The sequence below is a fragment of the Phenylobacterium sp. genome (assembly GCF_037138395.1).
GTDB lineage: Bacteria > Pseudomonadota > Alphaproteobacteria > Caulobacterales > Caulobacteraceae > Phenylobacterium.
Map to the genome: position 1 here is coordinate 1 of NZ_JBAXIM010000045.1, position 18,814 is coordinate 18,814.

Consider the following 18,814-nt stretch of genomic DNA (forward strand, 5'->3'; position numbering starts at 1 on the left):
ACCAGGGCCACCAGGCTGGGCGGCGCCAGCACCGGGGTCGATCCCGCCCACGCCGCCTCGGGCCCGCTGGCCTCAGGGCAGATCAGGCCCAGCCCCAGGGCGCCCGCCGCCACCGCTGCCGGCAGGGCCCCGGCCGAGGCGGTGATCCGTCCGTCGAGGGACAATTCGCCCATGGCCGCCCAGCCCTCGAGGGCGTCGGGCGGGATCACCCCCATGGCCGCCATCACCGCCAGGGCGATGGGCAGGTCATAGTGGCTGCCCTCCTTGGGCAGGTCGGCGGGGGCCAGGTTGCAGATGATCCGGCGGCCCGGCATGGCCAGGCCCAGTCCGGCGAAGGCGGCGCGGACGCGCTCGCGGCTCTCGGCCACGGCCTTGTCGCCCAGGCCCACCAGGACGAACTTCTGTTCCCCGGCGGTCAGCTGGACCTCGACCTCCACGGGTCGGGCCTCGACGCCCTGGAAGGCCAGGGTGGTGACGCGGGCGGCCATGCGCGCTCCTTAGGTTCCGCCCCATTCCCCATTGCCAGACAAGCATGCCGCTTGCGTGTGGGCAAGAACAAAAACGGAACTGAAGGTCCGGTCCTCAGCCCCCGGCGCGCTTTTTCTCAATCACGTCCCAGAGGGCCGTGATGGCGTCGATGCCCGACAGGTGCTTCAGGGCGCGGGCGCCGGTGGGGGAGGTGACGTTGATCTCGGTCAGGTAGTCGCCGATCACGTCGACGCCCACGAACAGCAGGCCCCGGGCCCTCAGCTGCGGGCCGATGATGGCGCAGAGCTCCAGGTCCCGGGCGGTCAGCTCCACGGCGTCCGCCCGACCGCCCACGGCCAGGTTCGAGCGGATCTGCCCCGGCGCCGGCACACGGTTGATGGCGCCGACGGGCTCGCCGTCCACCAGCAGGATGCGCTTGTCGCCCTTGGTCACCGCCGGGATGAACTTCTGGGCGATCACTGGCTCGCGGCTGATCATCCGGTGCAGGTCCAGGAGGGCATCGAGGTTGGGATCGTCCGCCAGCAGGCGGGCCACGCCCGAGCCGCCGCCGCCGTAGAGGGGCTTGAGCACAATGTCCCCCTGCCGGGCGCGGAAGTCGTAGAGGGCCTCCATGTCCGAGGTGATCAGGGTCGGCGGTTGCACCCCTTCGAAGGTGGTGACGTAGAGCTTTTCCGGGGCGTTGCGCACCTCGGTCGGGTTGTTCACCACCAGGGTCTTCGGGTGGATGGCGTCGAGGAAGTGGGTGGTGGTGATGTAGGCCATGTCGAAGGGCGGGTCCTGGCGAAGCAGCACCACGTCGGCCTCCGACAGGTCGCGCAGTTCCCAGGGGCCGAAGGCGGCGTGCTCGTCCTGGACGTCCTTGACCCGCACGGACCGGCCCCGGGCCTGCAGGCGCCCGTTTTCCAGGGCCAGCCGGTCGGGGGTGTAGACGAAGAGGTCATGGCCCCGGGCCTGGGCCTCCAGCATCATGGCGAAGGTGGAATCCCCCTGGATGCGGATGTGTTCCAGCGGATCCATCTGGACGGCGACGTTCAGCTTCATGGCGGGCTCCCTCTTGGTGCGCCTTCTAGCACGGGGCGATGGCGCGCCGTCAAAGCCCTGCCCATCAAAGGCCCACCCATCAAAGCCTGGCCCATCAAAGTCCGGCCCAGGCGTCCGGCATATGCCGGGGCCTGCGGCCCGGGGCGAGGGCGACGAGGTCGAGCCGCACCGAACGCCCGGCAAGGTCCGGCCGTCGGGCCGCCAGGGTCTGCCCCGCCCGCCTCAGCCGCGCCCTCTGGTCGGGACCGACGGCTTCCAGGGCCGCCTCAAGGTGGGTGCGGGACTTGACCTCCACCACCGCCAGGACCTGTCCGCGCAGGGCCAGGATGTCGATCTCGGCCTGGGGGGTCTTCAGGCGAAAGCCCAGGATCCGCCAGCCCTTCAGCATGAGCCAGGCCAGGGCGATCCATTCGGCGCGGCGGCCGTCGCTCCGCGCCCGGGTGCCCAGCCGGCGCCGCCAGGGCCGCACCGTCGCCCTCATCCGGCACCCTTCAGGTCCAGGGCCCGGCGGTAGAGCTCGCGCCGGGGCAGGCCCAGGGCCCGGGCGACCTCCGAGGCCGCCTCGCCGGGGGACAGCCGGGTCAGGGCCTCAGCCAGGGCGGCGTCGGCGTCGTCCGCCGTGGCGGCCTCTTCCCGGCCCGGCGCCACCACGATGACCACCTCGCCCCGGGGATGGTCCAGGGTTGGGTCGGCGGCCAGCACGTCCAAGGGGCCGCGCACCAGGGTCTCGTGCAGCTTGGTCATCTCCCGGGCCACGGCCGCTGGCCGCGGGCCCAGCACCTGGGCCATGTCCTCCAGGCTCGCCTTCAGACGGCTGCCCCCCTCGAACAGGATCAGGGTAGCGCGGATCCCCGCCAGCTCGGCCAGCTCCCGCTGCCGGGCGACCGACCTGGGCGACAGGAAGCCGGCGAAGAGGAAGCGTTCGGCGGGCAGGCCCGAGACGGTCAGGGCCGCCAGGGCCGCCGAGGGCCCGGGTGCGGCGAAGACGGGCAGTCCCCGGGCTATGGCTTCCCGCACCAGGGGAAAGCCGGGGTCAGAGACCAGGGGGGTACCGGCGTCCGAGGCCAGGGCCACCCGCCCCCCCTGCTCCAGCAGGGCCAGGGCCCGGGGCGCCGTGCGCGCGCCAGCGTGCTCGTCGTAGCGGGCGAGGGTCTTGGACAGGCCATAGGCGGCCAGGAGCTTGCCGGTCACCCGGGTGTCCTCGGCCAGGACCAGGTCGGCTGCCGACAGGATGTCCAGGGCCCGCAGGGTGATGTCGCGCAGGTTTCCGATGGGGGTGGCCACCAGGTAGAGGCCGGGCGCCAGGTCGGCGTCGGACAGGGGCGGCGGCGGGGGTCTGCGGCTCATGGCCAAGCCTTCGCGGCTTTGTGCGGCCATTGCAAGGCAGGCAGCGTCAGCGGACCAGCAGGCGCTCCAGCACGGCGTCCAGCAGGCGACGGCCATCGGGGGTGACCCTCAGTCGGTCCGGGTCGGCGGCCACCAGGCCCTGTGCCGCCAGGTCGCGGACTTCGGGGTGGTCTGGCGATAGGCCCAGGGGCGACAGTTGGGGGAAGGCCACGCCCTCCGCCAGCCGAAGCCCGGAGAGCGCCCGCTCGATCGCGCTCTCCCGCAGGTCGAGCGCCTCGGTCTCCCCCTCGCCAGCTCCACGGGCAACGGCGGCGATGTAGTCGGCGGGGCGGGCGGCGCAGACCTGGCCCCTCCGCGTCCCGTCCAGGGTCAGGCGACCGTGGGCGCCCGGGCCGACGCCCAGCCAGTCGCCGCCCCGCCAGTAGGTGAGGTTGTGGCGCGACCGGTCCGCCGGCGTGCGGGCGTGGTTGGAGACCTCGTAGGCCTCAAAGCCGGCGCGGCCCAACCTCGCCTGGGTCACATCCCACAGGTCCGCCGCCTGCGGGTCGGCGGGGGGCGAAAGACGTCCGCGCCGCACCGCCCGCTCGAAGGCCGTCCCCGGCTCGATGGTCAGCTGATAGGGCGAGATGTGACCGGCCCCCAGGTCGAGGGCGGCGTCCAGCTCCGCCGCCCAGGCCTCAGGGGCCTGGCCCGGCCGGGCGTAGATCAGGTCGATGGAGACCCGGGGAAACACCGCCACCGCCACCTCGACCGCCCGTCGGCCCGCCGCCGCATCGTGGTTGCGCCCGAGGAGGGCGAGGGCCTCGTCGTCAAGGGACTGCAGGCCGAGGGACAGCCGGTTGACCCCTGCAGCGGCCAGGGCGGCGAACCGGCCGGCCTCGGCGTCGGTGGGATTGGCCTCCAGGCTGACCTCGAGATTCGGGGCGGCCTCCCAGAGGCTGCGGCACGCCGCGATCACCGTTGCCACCGCCTCGGGGGCCATGAGCGAGGGCGTGCCCCCGCCGAAGAAGACCGAGGTCAACCGCCGGGGTCCGGTGGCTGCGGCCCGCCGGGCCAGGTCCTCGACGATCGCCCGGGCCAGCTCGACCGCTTCCCCGGGTCGCCGGTCACGGTGCACGTTGAAGTCACAGTAGGGACAGATCCGGGCGCAGTAGGGCCAGTGGACATAGACGCCGAAGCCCGCCGCGTCGGGTCCAGGGTTCAAGCCAAGGCCGCCTTGAGGCGCAAGAAGGCCCGGGCCCTGTGGCTCATGGCGTCCTTCGCTACGGGATCCATCTCTCCGAAGGTCAGGACATGGCCGTCTGGCCGGAAGATCGGGTCATAGCCGAAGCCGCGATCTCCCCGGGGCGGGAAGACCAGCTCGCCATCGATCCGGCCCTCGGTCACCACCGCCAGGTCGTCGGGCCAGGCCAGGGCCAGGGCGCAGGTGAAGAAGGCCCGGCGGTCAGCCTCACCCCGTTCGGCCAGTTCCCGTTCGATCCGCACCATTGCGGGGGCGAAGTCCTTGCCCGGACCCGCCCAGCGGGCTGAAAGAACGCCCGGCGCGCCGCCCAGGCCCGTTACGGACAGGCCGGAATCATCCGCCAGGGCCGGCATGCCGCTGGCCGCCGCCGCGGCCCTCGCCTTGAGGAGGGCGTTGCCCGTGAAGGTGGCCTCGGTTTCCTCGGGCTCGGCGAGGCCCAGCTCGCCAGCCGTGACGATGAAGTAGCGGCCCTCCAGGATCTCGGCCAGCTCCCGGGCCTTGCCGGGATTGTGGGTCGCCACCACCAGCCGGGACCCGGCCTCAAGTCTGATCGCCATGAAGAGCTCCCGGCCCGGATGGCCATTACGACATTTTAACGCGAAAACCGTCGCGTTCGCGACATAAGGGTGGGGATGGCGCAGCGGAACCGGGGGGCGACGACATGCCGACCATGCGAGCCCTCGGCCCGGGCTCCCTTTCCAGCTTCCTGAAGTCGGTCCTCGATGTCGTCTGGATCCTACTTCTGCTGGTGCTGGCCATTCTGGCCGCCAGCCTGTTCTATGGCGTCCTGGCCGCCTTCAATCCCGAAATGCCCTTCGCCCACAGGGTTCACTTCGATGGCCTGGACAGACTGCAGGGCTGGGCCGTGGTCCTGCTCAGGATGTTGACCGCTGTCCTCTTCGTCGGCGGCGTCCTGATCATCGTCAGCCGCCTGAGGGAGATCTTTGCCACCCTCAAGGCTGGGGATCCCTTTCATCCGGACAATGTCACCCGCCTGAGAGTCGTGGCCGGTGGCCTCGTCTGGATGGAGGGCGTCCGCTATACCGTCTTTACCCTCGGGGCTCTCCTGCCACCCCAGGCGGCGCCGGAACGTCCCAACCTGTCCCTCACCGCCTGGTTCTCGATTCTGGTGGTCGTCGTCCTGGCCGAGGTCTTCCGGGAAGGCGCCCGTCTGAGGCGCGAGGCGGAGCTGACCATCTGATGCCTGTCTGCCTGCACCTGGACCGTCTCCTCCACAAACGGCGGATGTCCCTGGCCGAACTGGCCGACCGGACCGGCGTCTCGGCCTCGGACCTTGCCATCCTCAAGTCCGGGGACGCCCGGGCCCTCAGGTTCACGACCCTGGAGGCCCTGTGTCGGGAACTCGGCTGCCAGCCCGGCGACATCCTGACCTACGCCCCGGACGGACCTACCCCCCCGGACGCGCCGGCCTGAGTCCAGGTGTCGCTGCAGCGCAACATCAGAGGCTTATGAGGCTTACGGGCCTTGCGCCGCCTCGGTTTGGGGCCTATGTGCACCGCAACAATTGCTGCATTGCACAAGGAGCCGGCCATGACCCATGTTCTGGAAATCCGCGACTACCCGGTCTTCGAAGGCCTTCTGCGCCGTCTTGAGGCCATTCTCGACGGCTTGATGGCGCCCTTTGACGAGGAACTCGGCCGCATGTCACCGACCGCCTTCCGCCATCTGCTGAACGCTCGGTTCTGATTCTAGACTGCGCCGGCCGCTGCTGTCTCTCCCGACGGCGGATCGGCGCCCGAGGCGGGCGGTTCCTCAGGGGACCGCCCGTTTCCATTTCAGGCGGCAGGGATCGCCGCCCTCTGTAGGGCGAACAATTCCCCTATGCCCTTCTCGGCCAGGCCGAACAGGGCCTCGAACTCGCTCCGGGTGAAGCCCCGCTTCTCGCCGGTCGCCTGGATCTCAACAATGTCGCCATTGCCGGTGAGGACAAAGTTGGCGTCCGCCTCGGCGTTGGAATCCTCTTCGTACTCAAGGTCGAGGACCGGAACCCCCTTGCAGATCCCGCAGGATACGGCCGCCACCTGATCGATCAGGGGGGAGCGGGGGATCACGCCCTCGCGCACCAAAAGGTCGGTCGCCTGCTTCAGCGCCACCCAGGCCCCCGTGATGGCAGCCGTCCGCGTGCCGCCGTCCGCCTGGATGACGTCGCAGTCGAGGGAGATCTGGCGTTCGCCCAGGGCCGCCATGTCGACCACGGCCCGGAGGGAGCGACCGATCAGCCTCTGAATCTCCTGGGTGCGGCCGGATTGCTTGCCTTCCGAGGCCTCCCGACGGCCCCGGGTGTGGGTCGCCCGGGGCAGCATGCCGTACTCTGCGGTGACCCAGCCCTGTCCGCGGCCGCGGAGGAAGGGCGGCACTCGCTCTTCGACGCTGGCGGTCACCAGGACCCGGGTGTGGCCGAAGGCGACCAGGCAGGACCCTTCCGCATAGCGGTTCACGCCCGTCTCGAGGGTCACGGTACGAAGGCCGTCGATGGGCCGGTCAAAAGGGCGGCTTGCGGTCATGGCAGGGTCTCGGCTCGTCGGCGGAAGGGAGGTCCCGGCACCTTGCGCCGGCGGGGTGGGTGCTTATCCTGTAACCGAGGGCCTGCGTCCATGCCCGACCGGAAGCGGGGGCCTAAAGATCGTGACCGGCCAGTTTCTCCTACGGGGTCCGACCCTAGCCGAACTCGACAGCCGCGCCCGCGACATCTTCCGCCGAGTGGTCGAGAGCTATCTGCAGACCGGCGAGCCCGTCGGTTCCCGGACCCTCTCCCGGGGTGGAATCCAGCTCTCGCCCGCCTCCATCCGCAACACCATGCAGGATCTGACCGAACTCGGCCTGCTGGGCGCCCCCCACATCAGCGCCGGGCGGCTTCCCACCCATGCCGGCCTGCGCCTCTTTGTCGACGGGCTGATGGAGTTGGGCGACGTGGCTGACGCGGATCGCCGGGAGATCGAAACGCGGCTGGCGGGCCGCGGGCGCTCCGTCGAGGACATGCTCAACGAGGCCTCAATCCTCCTGTCCGGCCTGGCGGGGGGCGCAGGCATCGTCGTCACGCCTGTACGGGAGGCCGGGGTCAAGCACGTGGAGTTCGTCTCCCTGGGCACCGGCCAGGCCCTTGCGGTGATGGTCTTCGAGGATGGGGCGGTGGAAAACCGGCTCATGCAGCTCCCCCCAGGTGTGACGCCCTCGGCTCTCCAGGAGGCCGGAAACTTCCTCAATGCCCGGCTGAGGGGCAAGACACTGGCCGAGGCGGGGCAGGACATCCGCCTCGAACTGGACCACGCCCGCCGGGAGCTGGATGTCGCCGCCGCCCGCCTCGTCGAGGAGGGCCTGGCGGTCTGGGGCGGCGGCGAGGGCCGCGACCGCTCCCTGATCGTTCGTGGCCGCGCCAACCTGCTGGCCGACAGCGACACCCTTGAGGACCTCGAGCGCGTGCGCATGCTGTTCGATGACCTGGAGCAGAAGGAGCAGCTGATCGGCCTGCTGGACGGCGTGAGCGAGGCCCAGGGTGTGAGTATTTTCATTGGTGCCGAGACCCGCCTGTTCTCTCTTTCGGGTTCCGCCGTCATCGCGGCGCCCTATATGTCGGGCCAGAAGAAGCTCCTGGGTGCCATCGGCGTCATCGGCCCGACGCGACTGAACTACGCCCGGGTCATCCCGCTGGTGGACTATACGGCCCGGGTGTTGTCGCAGATGGCCGGGGTCTGAGCCCGGAGCCGGTCGCCGACCGCGGCGAAAGCGCATGAAAGGATAATTGAAATGTCCGAAGACCCCACACCCTCCACCGACGATCCCGAAGACGCGGACCTGGCCGAGGACGCAGCTTTTGATGCCTTCGCCACCCTTTCGGCTGAGAACGCCGCCCTGAAGGAACAGGTTCTGCGTTACGCCGCCGACGCGGAGAACACCCGTCGCCGGGCCGAGCGCGAGGCTAACGACGCCCGCGCCTACGCCATCCAGAAGTTCGCCCGGGACCTGCTGGCGGTGGCGGACACCCTGGGTCGGGCCCTGGCCACGCCCCCCGCCGGCGAGGACGCGGGGGTCCGCAACTTCGTCGTCGGCGTCGAGATGACCCAGAAAGCCCTGTTGTCGGCCTTCGAGTCCAATGGGCTCAAGACCCTCACGCCCACCGCGGGCGACCGGTTCGATCCGCACCATCACCAGGCCATGATGGAGCAGGAGAGCCCGGATCTCGCCCCCGGCGCGGTGATCCAGTGCCTGCAGCCCGGCTACGAGCTCCTGGGGCGCCTGGTTCGGCCTGCCATGGTCGTGGTTGCCGCCCGCAGCTCCGGCGGTGGGTCTTCCGAGGGCGATGCCCGGGGTGCCAACCTGGACACCCGGGCCTGACCGCGGACCCCTTTCCCAAGCCCAACAAATGATTAAGGTCAGAAGCCCACCTTGTGGGGCGGATTCGGCCTCGCCGTTCCTGTCCCAGGCTCACACCGGACCCAACTGATGAAGCTGACGATCGAGCGCGCCGCCCTCCTGAAGGCCTTGGGCCACGTCCAGAGCGCGGTGGAGCGCCGGAACACAATCCCGATCCTGTCCAACGTCCTGCTCTCCGCAGAGCGGGGCCGGCTCAGCTTCTCGGCTACCGACCTCGACATGGAGATCATCGACGAGGCCGAGGCCCGGGTTGAGCAGGCGGGCCAGGTCACCGCGCCCGCCCACACCCTCTACGAGATCGTGCGCAAGCTGCCCGAGGGCGCTGAGGTCACCCTGGCCTGGACGGGAGAGGACCCGCGCCTGACGGTGTCGGCCGGGCGTTCGCGCTTCAGCCTCCCGGTCCTGCCGGCTGGCGATTTCCCGGTGATGTCCGCCGATGGCCTGGCCGGCCGGGTGGCCGTCGACGTGAACGACCTGATCCGGTTAATCGACCGGACCCGGTTCGCCATCTCCACCGAGGAGACCCGCTATTACCTGAACGGCCTCTACCTCCACACGGTCACGGAGGGGGGCGTTACCCGGCTCCGCGCCGTCGCGACGGACGGCCATCGCCTGGCCCTGGCCGAGATGCCCGCCCCGGAGGGTTCTGCCGGATCCCCCGGTGTGATCGTGCCCCGCAAGACCATTGGCGAGGCCCGCCGACTTCTCGATGACGCCGGCGAGACCGTCGACCTGGCGGTCAGCCCGCAGAAGGTGCGCTTCGACTTCGGCGGCGCGGCCCTGACCTCCAAGGTCATCGACGGCAGCTTTCCCGACTATGCCCGGGTGATTCCGCGGGACAACAACCGGGTCATGATGGTGGACAACCGCCTCTTCGCCCAGGCCGTGGACCGGGTCGCGACCATCTCCGCCGAGAAGAGCCGTTCGGTCCGCATGTCCATCGAGGCCGGCCGGCTGACCCTGACCGTCCGGAACATGGAGGCGGGCCAGGCGGTCGAGGAGCTCGAGATTGACTATGACGGCGAGGCCTTCGAACTGTCCTTCAATGCCCGCTACCTCCTGGACGTGACCGACCAGATCAGCGCCGAGCAGGCCGAATTCCGGTTCGGCGGGCCCAACGACCCGGCCCTGGTGCTCGATCCGACCGATCCCGACGTGCGCTACGTCCTGATGCCCCTGCGGGTCTGATCCCGGTCATCGGCCCTCACCCCGCCGGCGCGAACCGTCTATAGACTGGCGCCCGTGCGCTCGGTCCTGACACGCCTGTCCCTAACCGACTTCCGGTCCTACGACCGGGCGGAGCTGGAGCTCGACGGCCGCTCGGTGGTGCTCACCGGACCCAACGGGGCGGGCAAGACCAATATACTGGAGGCCGTCTCCCTCCTGTCCCCCGGCCGGGGCCTCCGAAATGCCGCCCTTCCCGAGATCGGCCGCCGGGCGCCGGAGGAGACGACCGGGCGCGCCTGGGCCGTCGCCGCCTGGCTCGAGGTGGGCGGTGAGGCGGTCCGCCTGGGCGTGGGCGCAGAGTCCCCCGGGGCGAGCCGCCGCACCGTGCGTCTTGAGGGCGAACCCGCCACCCCGGCGCGCCTTACCGACCATGTCCGCCCGGCCTGGCTGACCCCTGCCCAGGACCGGCTCTTCCTCGAGGCTGCAGGCGAGCGACGCAGGTTCCTGGACCGGCTGGTCTTCGCTGCCGAGCCCGCCCACGCCGGCTTCGCCCAGGCCTATGAAAAGGCCCTGCGCGAGCGGCTTCGCCTGCTCACCGACGGTCCCGCCGACCCCGTCTGGCTCGACGCCCTGGAGCGGCGCCTCGCCATCAGCGGCGCGCGCCTGGCCGAAGCCAGGGCGCTCACCCTGGCGGCCCTACAGTCCGAGATCGATGCCCGGGGTGATCGGCCCTTCCCCCAGGCCAGGATTACCCCGCTCGGGGAGTGGGAGCTCCGGGCTGCAGGGGGCGAGACCGGCCCCGTCCTGGAGCAGGCCCTGGCCTCGGCCCTGGCCGGGTCCCGGGGCCGGGACGCCGCCGCCGGACGGTCCCTGACCGGGCCGCACCGGGGTGACATGTCCGTGATCCACGCCGAACGGGGCCGCCCCGCCGCGGAGTGTTCCACCGGTGAGCAGAAGGCCCTGGTCCTGAACCTGGTGCTTGCCCAGGCGGCGCGTCTTTCCCGTGCCGAATCAGCGCCGGCGCCTGTATTGTTACTGGATGAAGTCGCTGCGCACCTGGACCGCCGTCGGCGGGCCGCGCTGTTCGACGAAATCGAGGCGCTCGGGCTTCAGGCCTTCCTGACCGGCACGGACGACCCTCTCTTCGAGGACCTTGCGGGCCGCGCCCTCAGGATCCGGGTTGAGGGCTCCAGACTGGCTGTTGCGGACACTCCATGACCGACGAAAACCAGACCCCGACCGAAACCCCCGCCGAAACCCCAGAGGAGGCCGCCGCTGCCTATGGCGCGGATTCCATCAGGGTCCTCAAGGGGCTCGACGCCGTGCGCAAGCGGCCCGGCATGTACATCGGCGATACCGATGACGGCTCCGGCCTGCACCACATGGTCTACGAGGTGGTCGACAACGCTATCGACGAGGCCCTGGCCGGCCATGCGACGCGGGTCGAGGTGATCCTCAACGCCGACGGCTCGTGCACCGTCACCGACGACGGCCGGGGGATTCCCACCGACATCCACGAGGGTGAAGGCGTGTCGGCGGCCGAGGTCATCATGACCCAGCTCCATGCGGGCGGGAAGTTCGACCAGAACGCCTACAAGGTCTCGGGCGGCCTGCACGGCGTGGGTGTGTCGGTGGTCAACGCCCTGTCCGACTGGCTGAAGCTCAAGGTCCACCGGGGCGGGCGGGCCTATGAGATGATGTTCCGCCGGGGCGACGCCGTCTCGCCCCTGGAGCCGACCGGCCCCTCCCCCCTTCGGGCGTCAGGCGAGTCCCTGACCGGCACAGAGGTCACCTTCCTGCCCTCGCTGGAGACCTTCGCCTTCATCGAGTTCGATCGCCGCACCCTCGAGCATCGCCTGCGCGAACTCGCCTTCCTCAATTCCGGGGTCTACATCCGCTTGTGCGACAACCGCGAGGCCGAGCCCTGGGAAGAGATTCTGCACTATGACGGGGGTGTAGAGGCCTTCGTCCGCCACCTCGACAAGGCCAAGGCGCCCCTGATGAAGGCGCCGATCGTGGTGCGGGGACGCCGGGACAACGTGGAGATCGACCTCGCCCTGTGGTGGAACGAAAGCTACCACGAGAACGTCCTCTGCTTCACCAACAACATCCCCCAGAAGGAGGGTGGCACCCACCTGGCCGCCTTCCGCTCGGCCCTCACCCGGATGATCACCGGCTATGCCGACTCCAGCGGGACGGCCAAGCGCGAGAAGGTCAGCCTCTCTGGCGAGGACGCCCGTGAGGGCCTGACCTGCGTCCTGTCGGTCAAGGTTCCGGACCCAAAGTTCTCGTCCCAGACCAAGGACAAGCTGGTTTCCTCAGAGGTGCGCCCCGCCGTCGAGGGCCTGGTGGGGGAGGGCCTCGCCAACTGGTTCGAGGAGCATCCCGCCGAGGGGCGGATGATCATCCAAAAGATCGCCGAGGCCGCCGCTGCCCGCGAGGCCGCCCGCAAGGCCCGCGAGCTGACCCGGCGCAAGTCCGCCCTGGAGATCTCCTCCCTGCCCGGCAAGCTGGCCGACTGCCAGGAGAAGGATCCGGCCAAGTCCGAAGTCTTCCTTGTCGAGGGCGATTCCGCCGGCGGCTCCGCCAAGCAGGCGCGCAATCGCGAGAACCAGGCGGTCCTTCCCCTGCGCGGCAAGATCCTGAACGTCGAGCGGGCCCGGTTCGACCGGATGCTGGGCTCTGACCAGATCGGGACCCTGATCACCGCCCTCGGCGCGGGGATCGGGCGCGACGACTTCAACATCGAGAAGATCCGCTACCACAAGATCGTCATCATGACGGACGCCGACGTCGACGGCGCCCACATCCGGACCCTGCTGCTGACCTTCTTCTACCGGCAGATGCCCGAGGTGATCGAGCGCGGCTATCTCTACATCGCCCAGCCACCCCTCTACAAAGCCTCCAAGGGCCGGGCGTTCCGCTACCTGAAGGATGACGCCGAGCTTGAGGTCTACCTCACGGAGGAGGGTGTCGACGGCGCCTCCCTCGACCTGCCCTCGGGCGAACGTCTGACGGGGCAGGATCTTCTCGCCCTGGTGCAGACCTCCCGGGGTGCCCGGGCCAATATCGAGCGGCTCACGGCGCGGGCCCCGGCCTTCGCCATCGAGCAGGCGGCCCTGGCCGGACTGCTCGGCGAGGAGGGCGACCCCGCCGCCGCCGCCCGCCGCTTCGACCTCTACGCTGAAGAGGGCGACGGGCCCTGGACGGGTGAGACCTCCGCCGCCGGGGGCTATGCCTTCTCGCGCCGTCGCCGGGGCGTCACCGAGCGGGTGGTCCTCGACGACCTGCTGATCGGCGCCGCTGACGCCCGCCGTCTGGCGGAGCGTTCTGTGTCCCTCGCCGAGGTCTTCTCCGGCCCGGCGGTCTTCAGCCGGCGCGACCGCAACACGACCGTGCGCGGCCCCCTCGACCTGACCGCCGCCGTGATGGAAGCGGGCCGCCGGGGCCTGACGATCCAGCGCTACAAGGGCTTGGGCGAGATGAATCCCGACCAGCTTTGGGATACCACCCTCGATGCCAACGCCCGCACCCTCCTGCAGGTCCGGGTGGCCCACGCCGACGATGCCGACGACATGTTCACCCGCCTGATGGGCGACCTCGTCGAGCCGCGCCGGGAGTTCATCCAGGAAAACGCCCTCGATGCCGAGGTCGATGTCTGATCAGGCGCCGGGCGGGGTCTCTCCCGCCACCAGGGCCAGCACTGTGGGGCCATAGCGGCCAAGCTTGGTCTCGCCCACGCCGCTGACCCTGGAAAGCGCCGCAGCGTCGACCGGGCGGGCGGTGGCGATCTCCGCCAGGGTGCGGTCGCTGAAGATGACGTAGGGGGGTGCCTTCTGGCGCACGGCTTCGGCCCGACGCCAGGCGCGCAGGGCGGCGAAGAGCTGCGGGTCGCCCTCGAAGACGGTCTCCGAAGCGTCGCGGCGGCGTCGCCCCGGCGTCGCGGCAGTGTCTGCCCCCGCGGCGGGGTGCCGCTGGACCAGGCGTCCCTCCACCCGTCGTTCGCCACGGTAGACCGCGCGCACCGCATCCGCGTCGCCCAGGCCGATGAGGGGCCGGCCCTCGTTCGGATCCTCCCGCAGGAGGCCATCGAAGATCAGCTGGTCGACCAGACCCCGCCAGGCCCCGGCCGGAAGCTCTGCGCCTACCCCGAAGGTGCTCAGCCCCGCCTCGAAGGCCGAGGGCTCGCGGGTCTTGCCGAGCAGGTGCTCCACCAGCCGACCGCGGCCATACCGCCCGCCCAGGCGGTGGGCGGCCGACAGCACCTTCTGGGCCTGGAGGGTCAGGTCCTCGGCCTTCGGGGGGTCCAGGCAGTTGTCACAGCGTCCGCAGTCGGCGACCGCCTGCTCGCCGAAATAGCGACGCACCGCCGCCGTGCGGCAGGAGCCCCCGTTCAGAAGCGCGTAGAGCTGGCGCACCTTGCGGACCTGCACCCCCCGGACCTCGTCGGAGAGGGCCTGCCCGTCCAGCCGCCGCAGGGCCCAGGCCATGTCCGCAGCGCCGTAGAGGGTGATGCCCTCGGCGGGTTCGCCATCCCGTCCGGCCCGACCCACCTCCTGCCAGTAGGCCTCGATGGAGGCGGGCGGGTCGGCGTGGATGACATAGCGGACGTCCGGCTTGTCCACCCCCATGCCGAAGGCGATGGTGGCCACCATGACGGCGGCGTCGGAAGCCAGGAACTCGGTGAGCCGCCGTTCCCGCAGGTCGCGGTCGAGGCCGGCATGGTAGGCCATGGCCGGCAGGCCCGCGGCGCACAGCTCCGCAGCCAGGGCCTCCGTCCCGTCCCGGGAGCCGGCGTAGATTACTCCCGGCCGGTCGCGCCGGGCCGAGGCCAGCTCCAGCACCCGCTTGCGGCCCGTCCCGGCCTTGCGCTCAGCGGAGAGGGCCAGCTCGGGCCGGTCGAAGGAGGCGACGAACTCCCGGGCCTCGCCCAGGTGCAGGCCCTCGCGGATGTCCTGCCGGGTGCGGGCGTCGGCGGTGGCGGTCACCGCCAGCCGCGGGACCCCGGGGAAGACTTCGGCCAGCCGGCCCAGCAAGCGGTACTCGGGGCGAAAGTCATGCCCCCACTGGCTGACGCAGTGGGCCTCGTCGATGGCGATGACGGAGAGGGGAATGCGCGACAGCCGCTCCAGCATCCAGGGCTGGAGCAGGCCCTCGGGCGAGACGTAGAGCAGGTCCAGGGTCCCGGCCTCGATCCGCGCCCAGGTGGCGGCGCGGTCGTCAGTCGAGGTCAGGGAGTCGAGGCGGGCGGCGGCGACCCCGGCCTGGACCAGGCCCGCCACCTGGTCGGCCATCAGGGCGATCAGGGGGCTGACCACCAGGCCAAGGCCGGGCCGCAGCAGGGCGGGGATCTGGTAGCAGACGCTCTTGCCCCCGCCCGTGGGCAAGACGGCCAGGGCCGGGCGCCCGGCCATCACCTCAGCAATTACCGGCCCCTGCAGGCCCCGAAAGCCGGCGTGTCCGAAGACACGGCGCAGGACCTCCTGCGCCTCCTGTTGCGAATCGTCGGACATCCCCCTCTATCGCCCGCCCCGCCCCAACTGCGAAGGGGCGCCTGCGAAGCGGCAGACGGTGCGGGCCCCGCCCTATTCGGCGGCCAGGGCTACGGGGGCGTCCTGGGCACCACGGACCAGCCGTCCGGGCAGGGCACCGGTGGGCTCGCCGTCCCGGTAGGTGACCTGTCCAGCCACCAGGGTGGCGACATAGCCCCGGGCCCTCTGCAGCAGGCGCCGCCCGCCGCCGGGAAGGTCGTAGCCTACCGTGGGCGAATCCACGGCCAGCTGGCCGAAGTCGATGACATTGAGGTCGGCCCTCAGGCCCGGTGCGACCAGGCCCCTATCGAGCAGGCCCACGGCCTCGGCGGTGGCCCGGGTCTGCAGGCGAACCATATGCTCCAGGGGCAGGTGCGGCCCCCGGGTCCGGTCCCGGGCCCAGTGGGTCAGGTTGGTAGTGGGGAAGCTGCCGTCGCAGATCATGCCCACATGGGCCCCGCCGTCCGACAGGCCTGCTACGCAGTCGGGGTGGCGTAGCATGTCGTAGGCCGGGTCCAGCCCGCCATCGGCATAGTTGAGGAAGGGCAGGTAGAGCATGCCCCGCCCGCCCCGGGCCATCATGTGCTCCAGGGCGACCGCTTCGGGCGCCACACCCCGGGCCGCGGCCAGGGCGGAGACGGTGTCCTGCCGCGTCGGCTCATAGTCCGGCGTCTCGGCCATCAGGAACATGTTGCCCCAGTCCCGGGTCAGGCGCGAGGCGATGGCGGCGCTGCCTGGCGCCACGGCATCGTCCAGCAGGGCGGCCCGGAAGGCGGCATCGGCCAGCCGCGCAACCCTCTGCTCGAAGGGCAAGGTCGCCACGGACTTCCAGGCCTCGGTGTGGCTGAAGGGGTTAAGGGTCAGCTCGAAGCCCAGCAGGACCCCCACCCCCCGGCCCGCTACCTGGGCCCGCATGGGCAGGCCGTCGGCGGTGGCGGCGGAGAGGGCGGCCAGGAGGTCGCGCCAGGCATCGGGGGCCCGGGGCCCCTGCAGCAGGCTGAAGGACAGGGGCCGGCCCGAGGCTTCCACCAGCCGGCGCATCAGGCCGAACTCGGCCTGGGGGTCGGCAAAGTCGGAGACGAACTGCAGCACGCCCCGCCCGGCAGCCTTCAGCCCCAGGGCTATGCCCATCAGCTCGTCCTCGGCGGCGGTGAGGGTGGGGGTCGGCTGGCCGTCGGAGGTGCGGTGGTTCAGGGTGCGCGAAGTGGAAAAGCCCAGGGCGCCGGCCTCCATGGCGCGCTTGGCTAGGGCCGACATGGCGGCGATGTCGGCGGGGCTGGCCGGCTCGCGGTTGGCCCCCCGCTCGCCCATGACGAAGACCCGCAGGGCCGCATGTGGCAGCTGGGCACCGACATCGAGGTCATAGGCCCGGCCGGACAGGGACTGAAGGTAGTCGGGAAAGCTCTCCCAGTTCCAGGGCAGGCCCGCAGCCAGGACCGGATGGGGAATGTCCTCCACCCCCTCCATCAGCCGGATCAGCCGGTCGTGGTCCTCGGGCCGGCAGGGGGCGAAGCCGACCCCGCAATTGCCCATGACGGCGGTGGTGACCCCGTGCCAGGCCGACGGGGTCAGCCGGCTGTCCCAGGTGACCTGGCCGTCATAGTGGGTGTGGATGTCGACGAAGCCGGGGGTGACAATCCGGTCCCGGGCGTCGATCTCCTCGACGCCTGAGCCGGCGATGTGGCCCACCGCGGCGATCTGCCCGTCCTTCACCGCCACATCGGCCTCGAAGCCTGGAGCCCCGGAGCCGTCGATCACCGTCCCGCCCCGAATTACCAGGTCGTAGGCGCGTTCCCGTCCAGCCATGACGTCTCCTCCGTCGCGGTCCTTGCCGCTGTGGAGGGATTCAGCACCTATCGAGACGGCGGGGTCAAGCGGTGCGGCACCTTCCCATCCGGCAATCACTCCCTATCTAGGCTGCACTGACAAAAGGAGATCCCATGCTGACTTCCACGACCCCCACGATCGCTGGCCGCGAGATCACCGAGACCCTCGGCGTCGTCACCGGCGAAGCCATCGTCGGGGCCAACATCTTTCGCGACCTGCTGGCCGGGATCACCGACATCGTCGGCGGCCGCTCGCGGGCTTATGAATCGGCCCTCAGGGACGCCCGGGAGATCGCCCTGAAGGAGATGGGCGAGGAGGCCCAAAGCAAGGGCGGCGACGCCGTGGTGGGCGTCGACCTGGACTACGAGACCCTGGGCTCGGGCAGCATGCTGATGGTCACGGCCACCGGCACGGCGGTGCGGCTGGGTTAGGGGGTCAAGCCTCCCGCATAGGCATGATCCGGCGCATGTAGGCGTCGAACAGCGGGACCGTGAAGGCGTTGTCGCCATGCGCGGGGCTGTAGATCATACCCTTCGCGATGAGGTTCATTCGAGTTGGGGCCTCCGAAGTCACCGGGCGGCCTAACCTCCTGGCGATATCCCCTGACCGGTGCGGTCCTGGACCCAGTTCGCCCATGGCCTGCAGGTAAAGCTTCTCCCTCGGTGTGAGCCGGTCGAAGCGCACGCGAAAGAATGAGTCGTCGAGATCGGCGATCGCCGAGCTGGATGCCTGCCGGACATCGCCAAGGCGGATGGGCGAATCCTTGGCGACATCCCAGGCCTGCTGCCCCCACTTCTGAAGGAAATACGGGTAGCCTTGGGTCTGGGTGACGATTTCCTCCAAAGCGTCATCATCGATCAAAACGTCTTCACGCTCTATCGGAGACCTAAGGGCCTGACGGGCGGCGTCCGGGTCGAGCCGGTCGATGGAGACAAACTCGAACAGTCGCTCCGCATAGGATTTCGCCCGACCCATCTTGCCCAGGATCTGGGGTAATCCAGCCGCAACCGCGGTTACAGGCAACTGGGCCTGACCCGCTGCATGGATCGCCATGATCAGAGCTGCGAGTTGAGGTTCTTGGACGTACTGAATTTCGTCGATGTATAGGACCACTGCGGTCCTTCGGTCCCTTGCCGCTTCGCCAACAATTGCGATGAGGTCCGCAAGGTCGGCGTCAAGATCGCCACTGTCCGCGAGCCCGGGTTCCGTTCCCATCCCGAATTCGACGTCATTGTACGTGACCCTGAACGTCCTTGCGAATGCCGCAAGCGCGCGGAGCGCTCTGGCTATGCTGGCCTTCGCAGCTTCGCCGCGACTGAGCTTGATCAGGGCGCTCCTGAGGGCCGGGACAAGGACCTCCGGTAGGTTCCGATCCTCAGGCATCTCGATCCAGACGCCTATGAGTCCCCTGGCTTCACCGTCCCTCCGGATCTGGTTGAGCAGGACTGTCTTACCGACGCCCCGGAGGCCGTAGAGAACAAGGCTCTGTGCAGCCCGACCTGATCGGATCCGGTCCAGCGTTATCGCCGTACGGTCAAGAACAAGACCTCGTCCGGCCAGTTCCGGCGGCGGCGTTCCCGCCCCCGGCGCAAATGGGTTTTGCCTTGGGTCCAATTCGAGGCTCCTTAGCGATATTTGGAAAATACGATAAACTAGAAAACATTGTCATAAACGTGACCAGTGTCCGTGTGAAGCGTCCAGAACTTCCCCCCTTCGCCACCGCCGTCGCCACCGCCTTCTAGGGCGCCTATGCTGGCGCGCATGAATCGCACCTTCC

General features: G+C 70.0%; 19 protein-coding genes. 9 read left to right on the forward strand and 10 right to left on the reverse strand.

The genetic code is table 11. From position 1 onward, the window contains the following. From WCJ52_RS05360 to rdgB, 6 genes are all read right to left on the reverse strand, one after another. Positions 1-488 (reverse strand): magnesium chelatase domain-containing protein (locus WCJ52_RS05360; RefSeq protein WP_336902275.1); only part of this gene is annotated, 488 nt, incomplete at its 3' end. A 94-nt stretch (positions 489-582) separates the two neighbouring features. Further along, positions 583-1,530, reverse strand: a complete 948-nt coding sequence (gene gshB / locus WCJ52_RS05365; RefSeq protein WP_336902276.1) for a glutathione synthase — start codon at positions 1,528-1,530, stop codon at positions 583-585. Between the two features lie 94 nt (positions 1,531-1,624). Then, entirely contained in the window at positions 1,625-2,011 is a 387-nt protein-coding gene (locus WCJ52_RS05370) for a YraN family protein (protein ID WP_336902277.1), read from the reverse strand. Further along, positions 2,008-2,877 (reverse strand): 16S rRNA (cytidine(1402)-2'-O)-methyltransferase, encoded by an 870-nt coding sequence (rsmI, locus tag WCJ52_RS05375; protein WP_336902278.1) that lies wholly within the window; start codon positions 2,875-2,877, stop codon positions 2,008-2,010. Before rsmI ends, WCJ52_RS05370 begins: the two co-directional genes overlap by 4 nt. 46 nt (positions 2,878-2,923) lie before the next feature. Continuing rightward, complete coding sequence (gene hemW / locus WCJ52_RS05380) at positions 2,924-4,081, reverse strand: radical SAM family heme chaperone HemW (protein WP_336902279.1); 1,158 nt, start codon at positions 4,079-4,081, stop codon at positions 2,924-2,926. Then, the gene (gene rdgB / locus WCJ52_RS05385; protein WP_336902280.1) at positions 4,078-4,677 is read right to left on the reverse strand and encodes an RdgB/HAM1 family non-canonical purine NTP pyrophosphatase; all 600 of its coding nucleotides are present in this window, start codon (positions 4,675-4,677) and stop codon (positions 4,078-4,080) included. Before rdgB ends, hemW begins: the two co-directional genes overlap by 4 nt. Positions 4,678-4,781: 104 nt before the next feature. On the opposite strand from rdgB, the gene WCJ52_RS05390 reads away from it, so the two are divergent. The 3 genes from WCJ52_RS05390 (at position 4,782) to WCJ52_RS05400 (ending at position 5,827) form a co-directional block, all read left to right on the forward strand. Next, positions 4,782-5,321, forward strand: coding sequence for a DUF2975 domain-containing protein (locus WCJ52_RS05390; RefSeq protein ID WP_336902281.1), 540 nt, complete (start codon positions 4,782-4,784; stop codon positions 5,319-5,321). Beyond that, entirely contained in the window at positions 5,321-5,554 is a 234-nt protein-coding gene (locus tag WCJ52_RS05395) for a helix-turn-helix transcriptional regulator (RefSeq protein ID WP_336902282.1), read from the forward strand. The genes WCJ52_RS05390 and WCJ52_RS05395 overlap by 1 nt, the downstream gene beginning before the upstream one ends. 117 nt (positions 5,555-5,671) lie before the next feature. After that, positions 5,672-5,827: a hypothetical protein gene (locus WCJ52_RS05400; protein ID WP_336902283.1), complete on the forward strand. Its 156-nt coding sequence runs from the start codon at positions 5,672-5,674 to the stop codon at positions 5,825-5,827. An 89-nt stretch (positions 5,828-5,916) separates the two neighbouring features. Here the strand turns inward: WCJ52_RS05400 and rph are convergent, their stop codons facing one another. Further along, positions 5,917-6,645 carry a ribonuclease PH gene (gene rph / locus WCJ52_RS05405; RefSeq protein ID WP_336902284.1) on the reverse strand — a complete coding sequence of 243 codons (729 nt, stop codon included), beginning with the start codon at positions 6,643-6,645 and terminating at the stop codon, positions 5,917-5,919. Between the two features lie 118 nt (positions 6,646-6,763). Here rph and hrcA point away from each other — a divergent pair, with 118 nt between their 5' ends. The 5 genes from hrcA to gyrB all read left to right on the forward strand — a co-directional run bounded on the left by hrcA (position 6,764) and on the right by gyrB (position 13,341). Continuing rightward, positions 6,764-7,834, forward strand: a complete 1,071-nt coding sequence (hrcA, locus tag WCJ52_RS05410) for a heat-inducible transcriptional repressor HrcA (protein ID WP_336902293.1) — start codon at positions 6,764-6,766, stop codon at positions 7,832-7,834. A gap of 51 nt (positions 7,835-7,885) precedes the next feature. Next, positions 7,886-8,473, forward strand: coding sequence for a nucleotide exchange factor GrpE (gene grpE / locus WCJ52_RS05415; RefSeq protein WP_336902285.1), 588 nt, complete (start codon positions 7,886-7,888; stop codon positions 8,471-8,473). 108 nt (positions 8,474-8,581) lie between these two features. Further along, positions 8,582-9,700 carry a DNA polymerase III subunit beta gene (gene dnaN / locus WCJ52_RS05420; RefSeq protein ID WP_336902286.1) on the forward strand — a complete coding sequence of 373 codons (1,119 nt, stop codon included), beginning with the start codon at positions 8,582-8,584 and terminating at the stop codon, positions 9,698-9,700. A gap of 54 nt (positions 9,701-9,754) precedes the next feature. Then, positions 9,755-10,897, forward strand: a complete 1,143-nt coding sequence (recF, locus tag WCJ52_RS05425) for a DNA replication/repair protein RecF (RefSeq protein ID WP_336902287.1) — start codon at positions 9,755-9,757, stop codon at positions 10,895-10,897. Further along, on the forward strand, positions 10,894-13,341 hold the full coding sequence (gene gyrB, locus WCJ52_RS05430) for a DNA topoisomerase (ATP-hydrolyzing) subunit B (RefSeq protein WP_336902288.1): 2,448 nt from the start codon (positions 10,894-10,896) through the stop codon (positions 13,339-13,341). Before recF ends, gyrB begins: the two co-directional genes overlap by 4 nt. Here gyrB and recQ read toward each other — a convergent pair whose 3' ends face one another. Next, the gene (gene recQ / locus WCJ52_RS05435) at positions 13,342-15,192 is read right to left on the reverse strand and encodes a DNA helicase RecQ (protein WP_336902289.1); all 1,851 of its coding nucleotides are present in this window, start codon (positions 15,190-15,192) and stop codon (positions 13,342-13,344) included. Positions 15,193-15,264: 72 nt separating this feature from the next. Further along, a complete protein-coding gene (locus WCJ52_RS05440; protein ID WP_336902290.1) occupies positions 15,265-17,016 on the reverse strand; it encodes an amidohydrolase family protein in 1,752 nt (583 codons plus the stop codon). Between the two features lie 134 nt (positions 17,017-17,150). Between WCJ52_RS05440 and WCJ52_RS05445 the strand changes: the two genes are divergently transcribed. Next, a complete protein-coding gene (locus tag WCJ52_RS05445) occupies positions 17,151-17,468 on the forward strand; it encodes a YbjQ family protein (RefSeq protein ID WP_336902291.1) in 318 nt (105 codons plus the stop codon). 4 nt (positions 17,469-17,472) lie between these two features. On the opposite strand, the gene WCJ52_RS05450 is transcribed toward WCJ52_RS05445, so the two are convergent. Further along, positions 17,473-18,651, reverse strand: coding sequence for an ATP-binding protein (locus WCJ52_RS05450; RefSeq protein ID WP_336902292.1), 1,179 nt, complete (start codon positions 18,649-18,651; stop codon positions 17,473-17,475). Between the last annotated feature and the right edge of the window lie 163 nt (positions 18,652-18,814).